The following is a 19,179-nucleotide window of genomic DNA, read 5'->3' as shown; positions in this document are numbered from 1 at the left end:
TCAGGAGACAAAGCCATGCAACATCGCACTACTACGGAGCGCATCCGGCGCCACCCCAGGTTTGGCGAACTGATCCGTCGACGCTTTCGACTTTCGTTGACGATGCTGATCCTCGTTCTAGTGCCCTATCTCGCGTTGATGCTTGTTGTCGCGCTGGAGCCGCAGCGACTGACTCAGTCCCTTCAACCCGGCACATGGCTCAATCTTGGCATCGTCACTGCCGTCGGCATCGTGCTGCTGGGTTGGGGCACGACATGGTTCTACGTACGCCGGGCCAATGGTGAGCTGGAGACGATAGCGCAACAAATCCTGTCGGAGGCCGCCCAATGAATATTCAGGCCATCGCGATGTTCCTGCTCTTTGTCGCGCTCACCCTCGGCATCACATACCGAGCCGCTTCACGCAGCCGGACAGCCAACGACTTCTTTACTGCCGGTGGTGGTATCACCGGCACACAGAATGGACTCGCCGTAGCTGGCGACTACATGTCAGCCGCCACCCTGCTGGGCGTTGTCAGTCTCGTCTATGCACGTGGTTTCGATGGACTACTGTACATCGTCGGCTTTTTCATTGGCTGGCCGGTGATGCTGTTCCTGATGGCCGAGCGGTTACGCAACCTCGGAAAATTCACCTTTGTGGATATCATCTCGGACCGTCTCGACCCGGTCAGCACGCGCTGCGTCGCTGCCGGCAGTAGCCTGGTGGTCGTGCTGCTCTACCTGATCGTACAAATGGTAGGCGCTGGCGAGTTGGTCCAGTTGCTGTTCGGCATCGACTATGCTTACGCCGTGGTCGGAGTGGGCGCGCTGATGATGATCTATGTGACTGTGGGTGGCATGGTCGCGACAACGTGGGTCCAGATCATCAAGGCTGTGCTACTGATGTTTGGCGGCTCTCTGCTGATGCTGCTGTCCTTGGCACACTTCGATTTCAGCTTCGAAACCCTTGCCGCCAGGGCGGTTGCTGTACACCACAGCGGCGCTGCCCTGCTCGCCCCCGGCACGCTGTTCGCCGATCCAATCTCCGCGCTTTCCCTGTGTATGGCGACGGTACTCGGCCTGTCCGGGCTTCCGCACATTCTGATGCGCTTCTTTACGGTGCCGAATGCGCGCGAGGCGCGCAAGAGCGTGCTGGTGGCGAGCACTTGTATCGGCTACATGTTCCTCGCCATGTTCGCAATCGGGCTCGCAGCCATCGTCATTGTCGGCACTGACCCTCAGTACTTTGAAGGCGGTCAAGTCGGAGGGAAGTTGCTCGGCGGTAGCAACATGGTCGCGATGCATCTCGCCAGCGCAACCGGAGGCAACGTGTTTCTCGGGTTCCTGGCGGCAGTCGCATTTGCCACGATTCTCGCCGTGGTTTCGGGTCTGACGTTGGCGGGCGCCGCCGCGATCTCACATGACATCTACGCCAGTGTATTGTGCCGCGGCACCGCCACCGAGGCTGCGGAGATCGCCGTCACCAAGAAAGCCACGTTGATCATCGGCGTCATCGCGGTGCTGTTGGGGATCGGCTTTCGTGGGCAGAACCTCGCGTTCCTGGTCGCGCTTGCATTCAACGTTGCAGCCTCCGCCAATTTCCCGGTGCTGGTACTGTCGATGTACTGGCGCGGCCTGAGCAGCCGTGGCGCGGTCTGGGGCATCGTGGCCGGCCTGGTGTCATCGGTCACGCTCGTCGTCCTCTCCCCTGCAGTCTGGAAGAACGTGTTGGGACACCCCACTGCCATCTTTCCCTATGATCATCCTGCGCTGTTCACAGTCCCATTTGCGTTCCTGATCACCTATCTGTGCTCGCGCTTCGACACCAGTGCGCGAGCGAAAGCCGAGCGACAGGCGTTTGACGCGCAACTGGTGCGCGCACATACCGGCCATGGCGCTGCGGCCGCTGCCAAGCACTGACGCCCAGCACCCAACAGCGACGGCCATCCGTGATGGATGGCCTCAGCGCGCTTCACGAATGAACCAGGACAATCCATGCATTTTCCTTCGAACAATATCCCCGAGATGATGACGGCCGTCGAGATCACGCATCCTGGTGGCCCGGAAGTACTGGTGCCCACACGGCGACCTGTGCCTGTGCCCGGCCCGGGCGAACTACTGATCCGTCATCAGGCGGCTGGGATCAATGGCCCGGATGTATTCCAGCGCAAGGGGCTGTACGACCCGCCTCCTGGCGCCTCCGACATTCCCGGTCTCGAAGTCGCAGGAGAAGTTGTGGCCATCGGCGCTGGCGTGACAAGATTCCAGGCAGGTGACCTCGTTTGTGCATTGATCCCTGGGGGTGGCTACGCTGAATATGGCGTCGCCAACGAGCACAATACGCTGTATCTACCCAAAGGCTTGCGACCGGTGGAAGCCGCTGCCATGCCGGAAACGTTCATGACGGTATGGCTGAATCTGTTCCAGAGGGGGCAGTTCAAACGGGGCGACTCGGTGTTGATCCATGGCGGCGCATCCGGCATCGGTACTGCGGCCACCATGCTCAGCAAGGCTTTCGGCGCGGCGAAGATCATTACCACCGTCGCCACGGCAGCGCAACGCGACGCCAGCCTCGCCCTCGGCGCTGACTATGCCGTCAATTATCTCGAAGAGGATTTTGTCGACGCTGCCATGCGCGTCACCGACGGCAAGGGTGTTGATATCGTAGTTGATATCATCGCCGGCGATTATGTCCCCAGGAACTACGCCGCTGCGGCCATTAACGGGCGTATTGTGCAGATCGGCGTCATCAAGGGCGTAGCGAAGGAAGTCGATCTCTTCCCCATGTTGACCAAGCGACTCACACATATTGGCTCGACCCTGCGCTCGCGCTCGCCTCAGGATAAGGCCGACATCATCCGCGAACTCGAAGCCCGGGTATGGCCTCTGATGGCGGCCGGAGCGGTGAAGCCTGTCATTTACCGAACCTATCCGCTGGAGCAGGCGCGGGCCGCGCACGAACTGATGGACACTGGCACTCACATCGGCAAGATCGTCTTGACGATGGGCCGGTAGCGGCAGCGACGGACGTGAACGACGCCATCCACGTCCGGCTGGTGACACCCTCGTGGGCGCGCGCCGACTAGTTCCGCGACGCGCCACGTTCCGCGACCCAAGGCAGATCACGCCCCAGGCCACTGCGGACAGCCTGAATTCGGGAGTTCACCTTCAGCTTCTCAAAGATATTTTTCAGATGCCATTTCACGGTTTCTGGTGCAACACGAATAGCTCGGGCGATCTCCTTGTTAGAAAGCCCCCTCGCCACGTGGTCCAAAATTTCCACCTCGCGGGCACTCAGCCTGCTGCCGGTCGTCGGCTCTGGCTGATACGGTGATACGGTGTCGGAGACAATGTCAGGTGCACTGGCTGATGCATCAAAGCCGGCACAGAGCCCGTTCACATACCAGGGCTCCACGTCTGCTGGCGGGCTCGCCATTTGATGCAGGCCCTCAAGGATCTCACGCGCCACCGGACCGGCGTCAAGAAACACGCGATGCAGGCCGTTTTTCTGACCGAATGCGACCGCATTCGCCATCGCCCGCAACGCCTGCTCACCCTGCCCGGCGGCATGGAGTGCGACGGCGAGCACCACCGAAATTTGCGCTGTCAGGTACTGCATGCCTGTTGTACGCAGTTCCGCCTGCACGCTTTGCAGGATATGCGCAGCTTCGTCGGGGCGGTCACAAGCCACAAGCAGGCGGCAATGGGCTACCTGAAAGCGCTGCCAGGTCTCCAGGTAGCTGCCCTGCAGTGTCGTTGGCTTCGGCCCCACCAGGATTTCCAGTTCGTGGCCAATCCGCGCAGCACGGGTCAAATCGCCAGACCGGATGCTAATCCGAATCGCTTCGGCCTTACACGCAACCTGCATGCGCATCCATTGCCGGCTCCTGGCAACGGCTTCCGCGTCTTCAAGCATCCGGTAAGCCTCGTCCTGCTTGCCGGCAAGCAACTGCAGCCTTGCCAGGGTCACGCAGAAGCCAACCAGCGGACCCAGCGAGCACGATTGCATGGCAATCTCGAGCCGCCCTTCCAGCAATTCCGCAACACGGGCCAGATCATTCCATTCGTAGTGGATGGCTGCGAGGTAGCCGACCGGGAGTACCGAAGCGGCGGACTGCCTGCCGGCACGGGTATTGGACTCGCGCAGAACATCTTCGAGCGTCTGGACAGCCTCGCCTAGCCTGCCTTCCACAAACAGGCTGAGTCCGATCATGCTCTGCCGGTACACCGCCGCATAGATTGGCGCTTCTGTCCCGATACCAAAGCTCAGCTTATGCCGCAACCGTTCGACCTCATCGAACCTGGAGGCATAGCTGAGCCCGAAGATCAATGTTGTCAGGCCGATGCCCTCGGCCCACGAACCTGCCGCCGGACCAAGCTCCAGAACCTCTCGCCCCATTTCCAGGGAACGTTGACTCTCATCCGACAGGCCAGCGATTAGCGCCTTGACCGCTTCCAGCTCGACACGCACTACCGCGGTCAAAGGAAGCTGCCCGCTCCCGATGTCATCCTCCACTGCCTGCAATGCAGATCTGGCCGCAACGGTCTCCATCGTCAACGCAAGTGCCCAGGCGTGCGCCAAGCGTAGGCGCAGCCGGCCGTGCACCGCCTCTGGGGGCAGCTTGGTCACCCAGCTCAGGACGATGCGGACGTCACTGGCCTCAACCAGATGCATCGCGCATTCCTCTACCCAGCCGGCGGCGCGGCCGACATCTCCGGCCGCCAGGGCATGCTTGACTGCTTCCGTCCAGAGCGATTGCGCCGCAAACCATTCGCTGGCTCGGCGATGCAGTCCGGCTACCAGATGCGGTTGCTCGCGGACCAGGCGTTCTCTCAAGTAATCGGCAAACAATGCATGAAAGCGATACCAGTGGCCTTCGGCATCCAGCAGCCTGACGAACATATTCCGTGCGACCAGCCAGTCCAAGCTGGAACGTGCGGTATCGGTGCCGACTACCGCATTGCACAGGGGCACGGACATACGTTCTAACACCGAGGTCTGCAGCAGAAAAGCCTGCAGTGGCTCCGGGATATGAACAAATACGTTTTCGTTGAGATATGCATCGATACTGCGCCGGGCGAAAGGCAAGCGGCCTGCCAGGACGCCAGTCGAATCGTCCGCACTCCATGCGAAAGAGGCCAACTGCAAGCCCGCCACCCAGCCTTCCGTCGCCTGCAACAGCAGCTCCATCTGAGTGGGGCTTGGTACACGGCCTGCTACAGCCGAAAAAAAATCCTGTGCCTCCGCACCGTTGAAACGCAGGGCTTCCGCATCCAGCTTCAGCAGTTGACCTCGTGCTTCGAAATAGCTGAGAGGCAAGGCTGGCTCACCACGCCCGGCAACAAGAAGGTTCAGGTTCTCCGGCGCATAACGCAGCAACCGAAACACGGCTTCGTGAATAGTGGGCGACGCCAGCCGGTCGAAATCATCCAGTACCAGTAACACTCGCCGAGGCTGCGCCGCGACCGCATTGAGCAGTTCGGCAAACATCGCGTCGGCCGGTGCCAGCGGATCCGGCTCCAGGCGGCGCAAAAAGGAACTGCTACCCTCCGCTAACGTGCCACCACTGGTTTCAGTGCAGCCTGTTTCGAAGGCATCCCTGGTTGCAGCGAGCAGGTAGGCACCGAACTGGAACAGGTCGTCGTCATCATGGTCGATGCTCAGCCAGCCAACAGCCCAGCCCTCCTCCGCCAGAACTGACTTCCACTCACTCAACAGCGATGTCTTGCCGAACCCGGCAGGAGCGGTCAGCACTGTCAGCTTTCGCTCCATACCAGAGCGGAGCAGTGCAATGGCGCGCTGACGCTTGATGTAGTGGCGCGTGCGCGGCGGGACCAGCTTGGTCTGGATCATGGCTGGTGGCCATTGTGGCTGGTTCGCTGCGATAGCTGGTGAGGATCGGGACATCAGACGCGCTGGTAGTTGGTGGGGTTCGCTAGACGATCACATCCCATTCGTTAAGTCTGCTCAAGTCGCACCATCTCGACGGCAGACTCAGGTCTTACGGTGCGGTAGCGATGTGAGTCGGCGACGATGACTTCAATCATCTGCTTGGCAACGCTCTGCGCCACCTCAAATGCCGCAAGCACTGCTATCGAAGACCCGTCGCACTACGTGCGATGGGAACGTGTGCCACCGGCCCGGTCTCTGCCGAGGTGACTGCGGGTACCACTACGGTAGATGATCGCCCAAACGAAAGGCGGGCCACAAGCGCATGGGAGTCCAACAGAGGGGGGGAAGGCGGGGGGCTCTCCAAGCCATGCCATTTTCTCGCTATTGCCGAGCGTCCATTGTGCGGTGCCAAAGACTCCTGCGCTTTTGCAGAACCCTGCTTCGACATCGCCTACATTGCTAAGACCTGACTCTGGCTGCCCCCCCCCAAACAGGGAGGCTTCTTGCTATCGCCGCAACGATGCGCGGATCATTGCGTTAGCGAGACTTGTTTCTCCATCTGCCGAACCAGCAGGTGCGAGATACATTCAACCAAGGAATCCCGCCATGTCGACTCTCTCACGACGTTCGTTTGTCCAGTCTATCGGTGCCGCCACGCTTGCGCCAGGAGTCTTGGTTGCCTCTGCGGAGGCAAAGGCTGCGGTCGGAATCTCCACCCCGCCCCTGGGGGCCGCCGCGAACTATGCCGACTACAAGCATATCCTGGTCGCCCAGGATCGCGGTGTAGCCACCGTTACATTGAACTATCCTCCTTTCAACCTCCTCGACGAAGTTCTGTCGGAGGAATTCGACCGGCTTACCCGTCAGCTAGAGCAGGACGCAAGCGTACGAGTGGTGATCCTGCAGAGCGCCATTCCAAAGTTCTTTATCGCGCACTCCGGCCTGCACCGTGTCGGTTCGGCGCCAAAAACCACTTCGAATACACGCACCTTCCGCCTTACCCAGATGCTCGGGGAGCGCCTGCGCAACATGCCGAAGGCGGTGATCGCCAAGGTCGAAGGCATCGCCCGAGGTGGTGGATGCGAGATCGCGCTGGCTGCGGACATGTGCTTCGGCGCGATGGGCAAGGCTGTGTTCGGCCAGCCGGAAGTCATCTGCGGACTCGTCCCAGGAGGCGGTAACACGCAACGCCTGCCGCGGCGCATGGGACGTGCCCGCGCTCTCGAAGTACTGCTGGTTGGCGGAGATTTCTCCGCGGAACTGGCTGACCACTACGGTTACATCAATCGGGCGCTGCCGGCCGGGGAATTGGGACCATTCGTAGACAAGCTCGCACGCCGCATTGCGACCTTCCCACCCTCCACCATCGCCCACCTGAAAGCGGCGGTTGACATGGGGTCCGACACATCCTTCTCCGAAGGGCTGTTGATAGAGGCACACGAGGCCGATCTTTGTGTCGCCAACGACGCCATACAGGCGCGCGTGAAAGCGATACTCGCAGCCGGCGCGGAAACCTACGAAGGCGAACTTCATTTTCCCGACCTGTCCGCGAAGCTGCCGCCCGCCGACTAGGCGATCTAAACATGCCTCCAGACATTGATTTGCCCGCCAGTGCGCGGAGGCCTCGGTACAAGCGGGCAAGTGCAGGAAACGCAGCAAGGCATCCGACATACCTGGCACATGCCGTGATTGATGCTTTTCTCTCGTATGGCGTAAAAGCCAGTGGAAATTAATCTCTAAAGCGCGTTCTTACTTAGAAGGAAGGTCATCATGACAACCCAGACAGACAGCAAGGAACCCACGCCTGATCCAGCCGAACACAAGGCGTTTTTCCCTTCCCCCTACTCGCTCTCACAATTCACTTCGCCAAAATCGGATCTCTCCGATGCGAACTATCCGGATGCGTATCATGGGGGCCGCTGGAAAGTACTGCTAGTCGCTGCGGATGAGCGTTACCTATTGACCGGAAGCGGTACTTTTTTCTCCACTGGCAACCATCCGATCGAAACACTCCTTCCCATGTATCACATGGACCGCGCAGGCTTCGAGTTCGACATCGCCACTTTATCCGGCAATCCCACCAAGTTCGAATGGTGGGCGTTTCCCTCGGAAGACGACGAGGTAAAGTCTTTCTACACTAAATACGAGAAAAAATTCCAGCAACCGCTCAAGCTTTCCGACGTAGTAACGTCCCTGGACAAGGATGCGAACTACATCGCCGTCTTCGTGCCCGGAGGGCATGGTGCTCTGATGGGGCTACCCTTCAGCGCAGATATGAAAGCCACCTTGCAGTGGGCGATGCAAAACGACAGATACATCGTCACGCTGTGTCACGGTCCTGCCGCTTTACTTTCCGCGGGCGTCGACGAACCTGACGGTGGAGATCTCTTCCGCGGCTACCGCATCTGTGCATTCCCCGATAGCCTGGACAAGCAGACACCGGACATTGGCTACATGCCTGGTCCATTGCGCTGGTTCTTCGGCGAAAAGCTTGCTGCGATGGGGGTTGAAATCGTAAACAAAAACATTGATGGCAGCACGTTCCAGGACCGGAAACTCCTCACGGGAGACAGCCCATTCGCGGCCAACAACCTTGGCAAGCTGGCTGCACGCACATTGCTGGACGAAGTGCAGAAAAACAGTTGAACGCTAGCTCTTGCACAGCCAGGGAAGTGCCGTTCCCAGGCATTTGATTTCCGCATCCTCTCGTAGAATTGATTCTCCTCTTGCCGCGGCGCGTAATTCAAAAAATCGCGCCGCGCAGTTTTCCGTATGACATGGTGACCACGGGCCGCTAGCGTGCCCTCGCTGCGTTTGAAGACGCAGGGGCTGCCAATAGTCCCGTTTCCTCCAATCTGCCTGCCCTATTGGTCGATGTCCCAGAACGGCCAGAAACCGCCATTTACGCTCGTAGCATGGGATGACCGCCTCCCTACCCAGAACGGTCATAGCTGCAAGCTCTCTACCGCAATCTCGGGAACGACAGTCTCACGAACGCGCGTCTCGCTCTATCCCTGTGTGTCGCTGGTAGGCGGCGCTGCCCAGTAGGTCGCGATCAATCCTAAGCTGAGGGGCTGATCACGGCTTGGTGACGCCTCATGGATCGGCAGGCTCCATTGCGCTTTTCCAAGTAATAGGTCGGCGTTGACCGTAAAGGTCCGGACAGTGGGCGATGCATAGACGGCAACCTATTTTCCCATCCTGCTAGTAGACGTACTTGATGCCGAAATGACCACCGATAGAATAGCCGGTGTGATCGAGGCTGACACTGCTATCAATGGCTACGAACGCGTTGATTTTCTTTGTTATCTGGCTATTCACGCCAACCTTGAACTGCCCCCACGAACCGCCCAGCAGCGAAGTCGTCGTCGTCGGGTTGTTGCCTTGCAAGTTGGTGAAGGTCGTCTTCGCGTTCCTGTCGCCGAGTTGACTCCACAGGCTGAACTCCCCGAAGAGCTGTGTCTTGTCGTTATTGGTGGCCGTCCAGTCCTTTGACACTCTCGCGCCGAGACGGCCATAGAGTTCATTGGTCGGTCCGAACGAGATCAGTGCCGCGGAGTCGGCAGTGCTACCGATACTGACGCGTTGATAGATCAGCGACAGCTTCGGGGTAATCGCCCAGCCATGGCCGAGTCCGAATTGGTAGCCGGCTTCAGCTTGCGCCGTGGTGCTGTTGCCGCTGGTCGAGATGTTCGAACCACCATGGGTCGATGCCTTTAGGTTTCCATACCAGGCTTCCTGAACGGCGAGGTCCGTGTAGAGGCCGTTGCCGTACAGATGAGTCCAGTAGACTCCCACCGCATAGGCGTCATAGGCCACTCTGCCTGCCCTACCTCCCTCGATATCCCGAACGGTACTGTCCCAGCGGCCATAGCCAAAGTAGAGGCCGGCCAGGTCACTGGCCGTGCGCACGAGATCGATACCGGTCTGGATACCATAGAGTCCGTAGTCATAGGCCGGCGTTCCGTTGGCATTGGAGGCGCTACCGCCCTGATTGCCAAGCTGCCCAATGATTCGGGCCCACAGCGTGCCCGAGCATGCGCCTAAGTAACCTTTGTCACCAGCACCTTTGGTCCGGGCGTTGTCCTCATCGGTGCAAACGATAGCACCGGCACCACGGGCGGCCGCCTTACTCATCAGAGCGAGACCGCCGGTGCTTACCGACGAGCCGATCGTTGAGTCCACTACCGTCTCGGGACGAAGCGAGGAGCGCAAGTACCAATCGCCATCCGAGTTGTCTACCCCGTTCTGAACGAGTTTGTAGTGGTAGGCGCCGGCAGCGACCGGGCTCAGGAGGTTGAACGTACCGTTGGAGGTACCAGTGACCTGAATCAGTTGGATGCCGTTGCCAGTGGTCTGAGCGCCCAAGCCTCCCGCATTGACAACCTTGACGCCCGTCTGGCCCGCCGTATTGCCGTTGACGACGAGCTTGTCGGATGGCGAATTGTCCGCGCCGAGCACGGTATTGATAACCATCGTGCCGCCATTGCCGACATAGTTGCCGTTGACAGTGAGCACCGTCCCCGGCGCGGTGCCAGAGCCCATGGTAACGACACCGGCATTGGAGAGTCCCGCGACGATCTGCCCGGACCCAGCCAGATCGATCGTGCCAGCAGAGGCGATGGCGACCGCTGATTTCGGGCTGAACGTGTTCACAGCGCCGGCTTGCAAGATGCCGGTCTGAACGTTCGTCGTGCCGGCGTAGGTGTTGGCGTTCATCAACTTCAGCGTGCCAGCGCCTTGTTTTGTCAGGCCGCCTACACCAGACATCACCGTCGACGCCGTAACATCGAAACCATTGGAATCGATGTACATGCCTCCAGCGCCGATGGTGAAGGCGCCCGGCGCAAAGGCATCAATCAGGGCTGACTTGGGAGTGCTGTCGGTCGTCGCGCGCAGGGTTCCGTTGTCAAAGGTTACCGTCGCCGTACCGTTGCCCGGCCGCAGCCTTGATGTTTGGAGGACACCGTTGCTGTTGACCGTAAGCGCCGCGGTCGTGCCGTTGTCGACGCCCACGATCACCCCTTTCAATGCAGAGACAAGTCCGCCGTCACTAACAGTCACCACTCCTTGTCCCGGCGTACTCCCAAACGAGAATGCGCCAATGCTGAGGCTACCGGAAACCGCGAATTGCGAACCGATGCCGTCGACAAGTAGCGAACCAGCGCCATTTATGCCGATACGGGAGTCGGCCGCCTGGATCACGGCGCCATTGGAAACGGTGACATCGACACTATTCGTCGCCCCGCCGGCTTCGAAGGTGCCAGTGTTCCAGCGCGTACCTGGGCCGTCCACCAGCACGGTGATAGTGGACGCGGCAGTCGTCCCAGGCCCCTCCCCGATACTCGCTACGCGGGTCGTCAACTGACCGCCGTTTGTCAATGCGATCGTGGCGTCACCGCCCCGGCCAACGGCAAGGTAGCTTGTTGTCAGCGCGGATCCGCTTCCGGTGATCTCCAGGGCGCCAGCGTCGAAACTCAGGATGCCTGGACTTGAAGAGCTCGGGCCATCCTGGATGCGGAGTTGAGCACCGTTGGATACAGTTAGTCCGCCGCCGCCACTAATCCCGAAATAGAAATAGCTTCCGGTATTCCAGACCGTACCCGGCCCATTCAACGTCAAGGTCGAGCCGGATGTGTTGATACCCAATGTGGTTGGATTGGTGCCAACGTCAAACACGGTGCCACTGGCGGTTGTGATGTTCTGCGACAGCGTGATATCCGTGTTGTCGTCACCATCGGTATTCGCGGTGGCTACTGCCTGGGTCAGGCCGCTTGAGCTTGAGACAGTGTAGCTGGCCGCCGAAGCAATCGACGTGAAGAGCGTTGTGCCGCCTGCCAGTCCTCCGGCCAACACAAGCCAGGCATGGCCGCTGGCAAGCGTCTGGCGATGCTGCCGACGCGCGTGGCGTTGCGTCGGGCGTGGCCATTTCCCCCCTTCTTGCGTAGCGGTGCGCCCCCCGGATGCCGCATCAATCAACACTGCCCTGGTCTTCTCCATCACTGATCCTTCCTTCTCAACTTCGCCCATTGGTATTTGTTTGATGACTTTTTCTACAACCACCCAGAAGACTTGTCGGACAACACCGGTGACACATGAGGGGATACATGCCGCGATATATGTCTTATCGGCACGCTGAAGCAGCGCTTGAGGGTGGGCGGGCCGTGTGCGATGTTCTTTTCATGGTGGACGGGCAGCAAATCCAATGTAAGCCGATTGTTTCGATTCTCTGGATTGTCTATCCAGCGATCGCCAGTTTATGCATGAGCACGGCGCCTCTAACGTAGAGACTCCCAACGTTTCACAAAGGAAATGCAGATGACAGATCATTCCATTAAAGGCAAGACTGTACTCATTGCCGGCGGTGCGAAGAACTTGGGCGGACTCATTGCTCGCGACCTGGCCCAGCAAGGTGCCAAAGCCGTTGTCATCCACTACAACAGTGCCACCAGCAAAGCCGATGCGGACGCGACAGTCGCCGCCGTCAAGGGCGCTGGTGCGCAGGCGATTGCGATCCAAGCGAACCTGACGACCGCTGGCGCGGTCGAGAAGCTGTTCGTCGATGCAATTGCAGCAGTGGGCAGCCCTGACATCGCGATCAATACAGTCGGCAAGGTACTCAAGAAGCCCTTGGTCGAAATCAGCGAGGTCGAGTACGACGAGATGGCTGCGGTGAACTCGAAATCGGCGTTCTTCTTTCTTAAGGAAGCCGGCAAGCACGTCAACGACAACGGCAAGGTCGTCACAGTCGTCACCTCCTTGCTGGGAGCGTTCACACCGTTCTATGCGGCTTACGCCGGCACCAAGGCTCCGGTCGAGCATTACACCCGCGCGGCCGCCAAGGAGTTTGGCACGCGTGGGATCTCGGTGACTGCGGTCGGCCCCGGTCCAATGGATACGCCGTTCTTCTACCCGGCGGAAGGCGCCGATGCGGTGGCCTACCACAAGACGGCCGGCGCTCTGTCGCCATTTAGCAGGACCGGTCTCACCGACATTGAGGACGTCGTTCCGTTCATCCGCCATCTGGTCAGCGACGGTTGGTGGATCACCGGCCAGACCATCCTGATCAACGGCGGTTACACGACCAAGTAATCAAGGTGGGGCGGGCACACACCTTCGGGCTGGTGTGCGCGCTTGCAGCGCTGTCACCAGCGAGTTCTCCTGATTGTTTTCCCCACGCCCGCCACACTCGCCACTATCGCGGCCTGGCGCTGTGGCACGCATGATCGGATGAATGACTTCGCCGTCCCTCGTTGGTCAGCACCCCCATTGGGTCAGCGCGAATGGCCTCCATGCGAAGGTCGGTTACTCAGAAGACTGTCCTTCGATCTCGTCTACGTATTTGCTCTCACTCCACTCAGCCACCAGATACTGCACCACTTGACGCGATGGGCAGGACGGAATCTCTACGCATCTGGTTCCCGGTGTGGCCAGGCTGGCAGTACACTTGCTGGGTCAAAGACTGGCTCGATCCGGATACGCTGCACATCCGCAGTCTGTTGCTCGTCAAGATGCTATTGCGCCTTGTCATGGTAGCGAGCATCCCTCAGGCTTGCGGCGAGCACGGATTGATGTTCGCCGGTGGGATTTCGGGATCGCATTGGCTTCACCGGATGGACGGAAGCTGTAGCGAATTCGACCAGTCCCGAAGCCTCGAGCAAAGAGAGGAGCATGGATAAATTTGAGCGGTATCGAGTTTTCGTGCAGGTGGCGGAGATGGGCAGCTTCATCAAGGCGGCACATGCACTGGAAGTGCCGCGCGCCTCCGTCTCGGCCGCCATCCGGCAGTTGGAGGACGAAGTTGGCACCCGTCTACTGCACCGAACCACGCGCCAGGTTCATCTGACCGCGGATGGCACGCGATTGCTCGAGCGCGTGCGTCCGCTACTGGCCGACGTGGAAGAGATCGACCTGCTGTTCCACGCCGGCCAGCGCCAGGTGTCGGGCCAGCTCCGGATTGACGTGCCCAGTCGGATCGCTCGCCGCCTGGTAGCGCCGGCATTGCCGTCACTTCTGTGCCGGTATCCGCAGTTGCGCTTGATCTTGGGGTCGAACGATCGCGCGGTCGACTTGGTGCGGGACGGTGTGGATTGCGCAGTGCGGGTCGGCACTCTGAAAGACAGCAGCCTGGTGGTGCGTTCGCTGGGAACAATCGCGCTGATTAACTGCGCCAGCCGCAGCTATATACAAGAACGAGGCATACCCGAACGACCCGACGATCTCGTGTCGGGGCACCGGATGGTGGGTTACACATCGCCTACAACGGGGCGAGAGTCACCTTGGGAATATGTGTCCGATGACAGGATGGAGCACGTCGTGGACGTCCCCTGCCAGGTGGTAGCGAACAACGCCGAAGGCTATATTGCTTGCTGCCGAGCCGGCCTGGGGCTGATTCAGATTCCACGCTTCGACGTGGAACACCTGTTGGACGCCGGCGAGTTGGTGGAGGTTTTGCCCGCCCATCGCCCAGCTTCGATGTCGGTCTCCTTGCTATACACCCATCGCCGCCAGCGTTCGAGACGGCTGGCGGTGTTTCTGGATTGGTTCGAGGAACTGATCCAGGCGCATCTGGAGCGGTAGTCAAGCCGAGGTTGACTTTCTGCCGGCAAAGATCAACGCTTCTACAGCATGCTTACCATTGGTGGGGACTACCCCTTCCTCACCCTGCGGCGGACGTTTGCCGAACAAGGTTCAGCCGGCCGCAATAGGTCGGCTACGGAAGTTCGGCCCGGATCCGAGGCCCGGTGGGCGACGAACTTCCGGACTCGGCTGCGGATTCAACCGGTCGATGCAACGTACTGGTGAAACCTTTCAGCCGGCGTATCGAAGTTCAACGTCTTGCGAGGGCGCTCGTTTAGTCGCCTGGCTACGGCGTTGAGTTTCGTTTGCGAATATGCTGAGAGGTTGGTGCCCTTCGGAAAATACTGCCTCAGCAGTCCATTCATGTTTTCATTCGAACCGCGTTGCCAGGGGTGCTGAGGGTCGCAGAAATAGACTTGATATTTGTCGCCACAGTGAAACGCTTGTGCCCGGCCATTTCTGTGCCCCGATCCCAAGTCAGCGATTTGTAGAGCTCCTGCGGCAGCTTCCTGACGTGCTTGATCAGCGCGTTGACCACGGCCTCAGAATCCTTGCCAGCCGTCTTCACCAGCATCACGAACCGGCTCTGGCGTTCAACCAGCGTTGCGATTTGGCTGTTAGCGTCGCCGAATAGCAGGTCGCCCTCCCAGTGCCCTGGTATCGCACGATCTTCGGCCGTGGCAGGACGTTCACTGATCGAGACGGCGTTCGCGATATTGGTGCGTCCCTCAGTCTTCATTGTGTACTGGCGCGACCGACGCATGACCCTCGAGCGCCGCAAATGCTCCAGCAACTCCTTCTTCAAAGCGCCACGCGCCTGAATATAAAGGCTACTATAGATCGCCTCGTGTGACACTTGGTAGTCCTTGCGATCTCGGAAATGCTGCCTTCCTGCGCTCGGATGCAGCCCGCGAAGTAACGGAAGTGGTCCACGGCCAGCGGTAAGTCGGCAGCAGCCGTCTCGCGTACCGGCTTGCCGTTGTCGATGGCATGTGTGAAGGAGGTGTTCCAGAATGGAACAGGTGTGCCAGGCGCGAACACTGTGGGCACGGCCACGATGCGGGCTTCCATGCGCTTCTTGCATAACCTCCGCACGGCCTTCGACAGTCATACCGTCTTTGCATGGCGACGATAACGGCAACGCTGAAGGACTACACTGCCCCCATCCATTGCAGGCGCACCGTACCCGGAGACCATCATGTCCAATGCAGGCTTCAGAACCGAACACGACCTACTCGGCGAACGACAGGTTCCTGCGGATGCCTACTACGGCGTCCACACACTGCGCGCCGTCGAGAACTTCCCGATCACGGGTACGCCGATTTCCATCTATCCCGAACTCATCAAGGCGCTGGCCGCGATCAAGCAAGCGGCTGCACTTGCGAATCATGAACTCGGCTTGCTAGACAAGCAGCGTTGCGATGCGATCGTCAATGCGTGCAAGGAGATCGCCGATGGCGCGCTCCATCAGCAGTTTGTCGTCGATGTGATACAAGGCGGCGCCGGCACCTCGACGAACATGAACGCCAACGAGATCATCGCGAATCGGGCGCTGGAGTTGCTTGGCCACGGCAAGGGGGAGTATCAGCATCTCCACCCGAACGAGCACGTCAACATTGGCCAGAGCACGAACGACGTCTATCCGAGCGCACTCAAGGTAGCCACCTGGTTCGGCATTGGAGGGCTGGTGGATGCCATGGCCGTCCTGCGCAAAGCCTTCGAGGCAAAGGCGGACGAGTTCGCGCACATCATCAAGATGGGACGTACGCAATTGCAGGATGCCGTACCCATGACGCTCGGACAGGAGTTCAGTACCTATGCGGTGATGCTGGGGGAAGACGAGCAACGCCTGCGTGAGGCCGCCATGTTGATCTGCGAGATCAATCTCGGCGCTACGGCCATCGGCACAGGCATTACCGCGCATCCTTCGTATGCACCGCTTGTGCTGCAGCGGCTGCGTGATATCACCGGCATCCCGCTCTCGACAGCGCCCAACCTGATCGAAGCCACGCAAGACTGCGGATCATTCGTGCAGCTCTCGGGCGTGCTGAAGCGCGTGGCCGTCAAGCTTTCCAAGACTTGCAATGACCTGCGCCTACTGTCCAGCGGACCCAGGGCGGGATTCGGCGAAATCAACCTGCCACCCATGCAGGCGGGGTCGAGCATCATGCCCGGCAAAGTCAATCCCGTTATTCCGGAAGTCGTGAACCAGATTGCCTTCGAAGTCATCGGCAACGATGTCACGGTCAGCTTCGCGGCAGAAGCGGGACAGCTTCAATTGAATGCCTTCGAGCCCATCATTGCGCACAGCCTCTTCAAAAGCGTCAGCCATCTTCGCGCGGGCTGCCTGACCTTGGCGGAACGCTGCGTAAGCGGCATCACGGCGAATGAAGACAAGCTGCGCGCCGCGGTTCAGAACTCGATTGGCGTGGTCACGGCGCTGAACCCCTACATCGGATACGAGAACGCGACGGCGGTCGCTCAGGAAGCGCATGTCACCGGTGGCAGCGTCTATGAAATCGTTCTGCGCAGAGGACTGCTGTCGCAGGATGAACTCGACAGGATCCTGCGTCCGGAGTCGCTGACGCGCCCTGTTCCGCTTGATCTCCATACGAAGAAGCCCTGAATCCTGCTGCCCTCAATGCATCAGCAAACCGCGACAAAGCACGGAAACGCCGCTTGCGGCAAGAAAGAGCAATAGCGCGCGCCGCACCGCGTCAGCGGAGATGGCGCGGCGCAAGCGCGATCCAATCGCGAGCCCGAGCAGGCTGAAGGGCATCGCAATTGCGGCGCTGCGCAGCAAGTCTGCTTGCTGCAGCAGTCCACTGCTGGCGAAAGCCGCCAGACGCACCAGAGCACTTAAAAGGATCACCGCAGCGATCGTCGAACGGAATGCGTCGATCTGCGGAAGCCTGCGCGACAGATACATCGTATAGATGGGGCCTCCAGTTCCAAACAGTGCGCTGAATATGCCTCCCACGACGCCAGCCGGTACCGCCCAGCCTTTCGGCACGTCCTCCGCTCGTGTCGAAGCGCTTAGCAGCGCTCTCCCCGTCATGAAAAGCACGAAGAGACCGAGGGCGACGAGGAGCCAGCGCGATTCGACTTGGGCAAGCACCGTCGTACCCAGCGCCACGCCCACCATCATGAACGGCAAGAGGCGAAGCAGTTCGGGCCGGGACACCGAATTCCAGTTGCGCAGCCCGACCATCGAAGTGGTCACGAGGTCGAGGAGGAGGAGCATGGGCACAACGAACTGCAGCGGAAGGAACTGCACCAGGATCGGCACGGCCACCATCGCCGCGCCGAAACCAGTGAGTCCGAAAACCGTGTAGGCGCCTACGACCGTCGCTCCCAGCACTGCGTAGTGTTCCGTACCCATGGCTCTCCAGTTTGCGGCCGAAATGCCTCGCAAGTTACAGCGCTTCAGTTAGTTGGCAGAGATCTTCCGCTTGGTGACCAGTTGCTTCCAGCGCCCGGATTCTTGCGCGATCTCCTGCGGAAGCTGCCCCTTTGGTGTCAGCGTTCTTGTCATGCCTTGTGCCGCGAGATACTGCTGCATGCTCGGCCCAGCGGTTGCCTTCTCCAGATCGGCGTACATCCTGGCGGTCAATTCCTTGGGCGTTCCTGTTGGCGCCATCAACGCGAACCACCCAAAGAAGGTAAAACCTGGAAGCCCCGCTTCGGCGGTAGTGGGTACATCAGCCAATAGCGGGGAACGTTCCTTCCCGGTGACTGCCAGCGCACGGAGACGATTGCCTTTGAGCAGCGGCGAGATGGCATTGATGTTCCCCACGGTCATATCCACCGTTCCCGCCATCAGGTCTGCGTAGGCAGGTCCTTCCCCCTTATACGGCACGTGCACGACATCAATGCCCGCGGCTTCCGCGAAGGCTTCGTTTGCAATGTGTACCTGGCTGCCATTGCCGGCCGACGCAAAGGTCAGTTTGCCAGGATGCGCCTTGGCATAGCTGATGAATTCCGCCATCGTTTTCGCCGGCAACTTGGTATTCACCGTCAGCACCATCGGACCGCTGGCGATCTTGCTGATCATCTCGAAGCTCTCGGCCGAGTACGGCAGCTTCTGATAGATGAATGGATTGACCGTAAACATGCTTCCGGACGCAAGCAGTAGCGTGTAACCGTCAGGAGCCGACTTGGCAACGGCTTCTGCTCCAACCGCACCACCAGCCCCAGGCCGGTTGTCGACAACAACGGGCTGCTTCCACTGCTTGCCAAGCTCGACAGCGACTGCGCGAGCCAGCAGGTCTGTGGCGCCTCCTGACGCAAACGGGACAACAAGACGAATTGGCTTGCTCGGCCATTCTTCCGCGTGGGCTGGCACCATCGCCACCGGCGCAATGACGAACGCAAACATGGCCACTCCGGTCGACATGCTGAACTGCGGTGCATCGCGGTCCCGGCACAACTCCTTGACGATGGAATGTTGGCGTATGCGGCGCCACCACTGCCGCCCTCGCACAAGCCAATTGCCAATGGCCATCTCCGTACCGTTCGAGTCCATCGTTGTCTCCTTTGTGGCGTCACCATCAGGCGGCGACTATTGTGTGTAACTCACTGTCTTCCAGATAATCCTAATTACGCGCATGCCAAAGCCGAAACGAGTGATTGCGTTTAACGTTATCGATTGCGTTTTTTATGCTTATTCTTGGCGAAATAATCCCCTGACCCATCCCTCTCAGGATGGGCCTGGACAATGACGTTTGG

Annotated in this window: 13 protein-coding genes and 1 pseudogene; 9 read left to right on the top strand and 5 right to left on the bottom strand. The window is 59.7% G+C overall.

Features of this window, described 5'->3' with window-relative positions:
• The first annotated feature begins 15 nt into the window (after positions 1-15).
• The 3 genes from GA566_RS05430 (at position 16) to GA566_RS05420 (ending at position 2,993) form a co-directional block, all read left to right on the top strand.
• Positions 16-330: a DUF485 domain-containing protein gene (locus GA566_RS05430; RefSeq protein ID WP_160471918.1), complete on the top strand. Its 315-nt coding sequence runs from the start codon at positions 16-18 to the stop codon at positions 328-330.
• Positions 327-1,898 (top strand): cation/acetate symporter ActP, encoded by a 1,572-nt coding sequence (actP, locus tag GA566_RS05425; RefSeq protein ID WP_160471916.1) that lies wholly within the window; start codon positions 327-329, stop codon positions 1,896-1,898. Before GA566_RS05430 ends, actP begins: the two co-directional genes overlap by 4 nt.
• Before the next feature lie 75 nt (positions 1,899-1,973).
• Positions 1,974-2,993, top strand: a complete 1,020-nt coding sequence (locus GA566_RS05420) for an NAD(P)H-quinone oxidoreductase (RefSeq protein WP_160471914.1) — start codon at positions 1,974-1,976, stop codon at positions 2,991-2,993.
• A 67-nt stretch (positions 2,994-3,060) separates the two neighbouring features.
• Here the strand turns inward: GA566_RS05420 and GA566_RS05415 are convergent, their stop codons facing one another.
• Complete coding sequence (locus GA566_RS05415) at positions 3,061-5,832, bottom strand: LuxR C-terminal-related transcriptional regulator (protein WP_160471912.1); 2,772 nt, start codon at positions 5,830-5,832, stop codon at positions 3,061-3,063.
• A gap of 645 nt (positions 5,833-6,477) precedes the next feature.
• On the opposite strand from GA566_RS05415, the gene GA566_RS05410 reads away from it, so the two are divergent.
• The gene (locus tag GA566_RS05410; protein ID WP_160471910.1) at positions 6,478-7,443 is read left to right on the top strand and encodes an enoyl-CoA hydratase/isomerase family protein; all 966 of its coding nucleotides are present in this window, start codon (positions 6,478-6,480) and stop codon (positions 7,441-7,443) included.
• A 198-nt stretch (positions 7,444-7,641) separates the two neighbouring features.
• On the top strand, positions 7,642-8,517 hold the full coding sequence (gene hchA, locus GA566_RS05405; protein WP_137925687.1) for a glyoxalase III HchA: 876 nt from the start codon (positions 7,642-7,644) through the stop codon (positions 8,515-8,517).
• A gap of 558 nt (positions 8,518-9,075) precedes the next feature.
• Here the strand turns inward: hchA and GA566_RS05400 are convergent.
• Positions 9,076-11,871, bottom strand: coding sequence for an autotransporter outer membrane beta-barrel domain-containing protein (locus tag GA566_RS05400; protein WP_160471909.1), 2,796 nt, complete (start codon positions 11,869-11,871; stop codon positions 9,076-9,078).
• Positions 11,872-12,189: 318 nt separating this feature from the next.
• On the opposite strand from GA566_RS05400, the gene GA566_RS05395 reads away from it, so the two are divergent.
• From GA566_RS05395 to GA566_RS05385, 3 genes are all read left to right on the top strand, one after another.
• The gene (locus GA566_RS05395) at positions 12,190-12,963 is read left to right on the top strand and encodes an SDR family oxidoreductase (protein WP_137925689.1); all 774 of its coding nucleotides are present in this window, start codon (positions 12,190-12,192) and stop codon (positions 12,961-12,963) included.
• A 191-nt stretch (positions 12,964-13,154) separates the two neighbouring features.
• Positions 13,155-13,550 (top strand): low temperature requirement protein A, encoded by a 396-nt coding sequence (locus GA566_RS33650; RefSeq protein ID WP_370459269.1) that lies wholly within the window; start codon positions 13,155-13,157, stop codon positions 13,548-13,550.
• On the top strand, positions 13,543-14,451 hold the full coding sequence (locus GA566_RS05385) for a LysR family transcriptional regulator (protein ID WP_160471905.1): 909 nt from the start codon (positions 13,543-13,545) through the stop codon (positions 14,449-14,451). The genes GA566_RS33650 and GA566_RS05385 overlap by 8 nt, the downstream gene beginning before the upstream one ends.
• Positions 14,452-14,648: 197 nt before the next feature.
• Here GA566_RS05385 and GA566_RS05380 read toward each other — a convergent pair.
• Positions 14,649-15,319: pseudogene (locus GA566_RS05380) on the bottom strand (IS30 family transposase); the annotation flags it as partial.
• Between the two features lie 330 nt (positions 15,320-15,649).
• Here GA566_RS05380 and aspA point away from each other — a divergent pair.
• The gene (gene aspA, locus GA566_RS05375) at positions 15,650-17,077 is read left to right on the top strand and encodes an aspartate ammonia-lyase (protein ID WP_160471903.1); all 1,428 of its coding nucleotides are present in this window, start codon (positions 15,650-15,652) and stop codon (positions 17,075-17,077) included.
• Positions 17,078-17,089: 12 nt separating this feature from the next.
• Here the strand turns inward: aspA and GA566_RS05370 are convergent, their stop codons facing one another.
• Both GA566_RS05370 and GA566_RS05365 read right to left on the bottom strand, forming a co-directional pair.
• Complete coding sequence (locus GA566_RS05370; protein WP_160471902.1) at positions 17,090-17,833, bottom strand: sulfite exporter TauE/SafE family protein; 744 nt, start codon at positions 17,831-17,833, stop codon at positions 17,090-17,092.
• Between the two features lie 48 nt (positions 17,834-17,881).
• Positions 17,882-18,976, bottom strand: a complete 1,095-nt coding sequence (locus GA566_RS05365) for a tripartite tricarboxylate transporter substrate binding protein (RefSeq protein ID WP_160471900.1) — start codon at positions 18,974-18,976, stop codon at positions 17,882-17,884.
• Between the last annotated feature and the right edge of the window lie 203 nt (positions 18,977-19,179).

It is taken from the genome of Cupriavidus sp. SW-Y-13 (assembly GCF_009793345.1).
In the GTDB taxonomy this organism is placed as follows: Bacteria; Pseudomonadota; Gammaproteobacteria; order Burkholderiales; family Burkholderiaceae; genus Cupriavidus.
Note: the sequence above shows the minus strand (reverse complement) of the source record. Positions and strands in the feature narration are given on the sequence as shown.

Bases quoted from the DNA above. Each gene is read 5' to 3' on its own strand.
- GA566_RS05430 (WP_160471918.1), top strand. From the start codon at position 16: ATGCAACATCGCACTACTACGGAGCGCATCCGGCGCCACCCCAGGTTT.
- actP (WP_160471916.1), top strand. From the start codon at position 327: ATGAATATTCAGGCCATCGCGATGTTCCTGCTCTTTGTCGCGCTCACC.
- GA566_RS05420 (WP_160471914.1), top strand. From the start codon at position 1,974: ATGCATTTTCCTTCGAACAATATCCCCGAGATGATGACGGCCGTCGAG.
- GA566_RS05415 (WP_160471912.1), bottom strand. From the start codon at position 5,832: ATGATCCAGACCAAGCTGGTCCCGCCGCGCACGCGCCACTACATCAAG.
- GA566_RS05410 (WP_160471910.1), top strand. From the start codon at position 6,478: ATGTCGACTCTCTCACGACGTTCGTTTGTCCAGTCTATCGGTGCCGCC.
- hchA (WP_137925687.1), top strand. From the start codon at position 7,642: ATGACAACCCAGACAGACAGCAAGGAACCCACGCCTGATCCAGCCGAA.
- GA566_RS05400 (WP_160471909.1), bottom strand. From the start codon at position 11,871: ATGGAGAAGACCAGGGCAGTGTTGATTGATGCGGCATCCGGGGGGCGC.
- GA566_RS05395 (WP_137925689.1), top strand. From the start codon at position 12,190: ATGACAGATCATTCCATTAAAGGCAAGACTGTACTCATTGCCGGCGGT.
- GA566_RS33650 (WP_370459269.1), top strand. From the start codon at position 13,155: ATGGCCTCCATGCGAAGGTCGGTTACTCAGAAGACTGTCCTTCGATCT.
- GA566_RS05385 (WP_160471905.1), top strand. From the start codon at position 13,543: ATGGATAAATTTGAGCGGTATCGAGTTTTCGTGCAGGTGGCGGAGATG.
- aspA (WP_160471903.1), top strand. From the start codon at position 15,650: ATGTCCAATGCAGGCTTCAGAACCGAACACGACCTACTCGGCGAACGA.
- GA566_RS05370 (WP_160471902.1), bottom strand. From the start codon at position 17,833: ATGGGTACGGAACACTACGCAGTGCTGGGAGCGACGGTCGTAGGCGCC.
- GA566_RS05365 (WP_160471900.1), bottom strand. From the start codon at position 18,976: ATGGACTCGAACGGTACGGAGATGGCCATTGGCAATTGGCTTGTGCGA.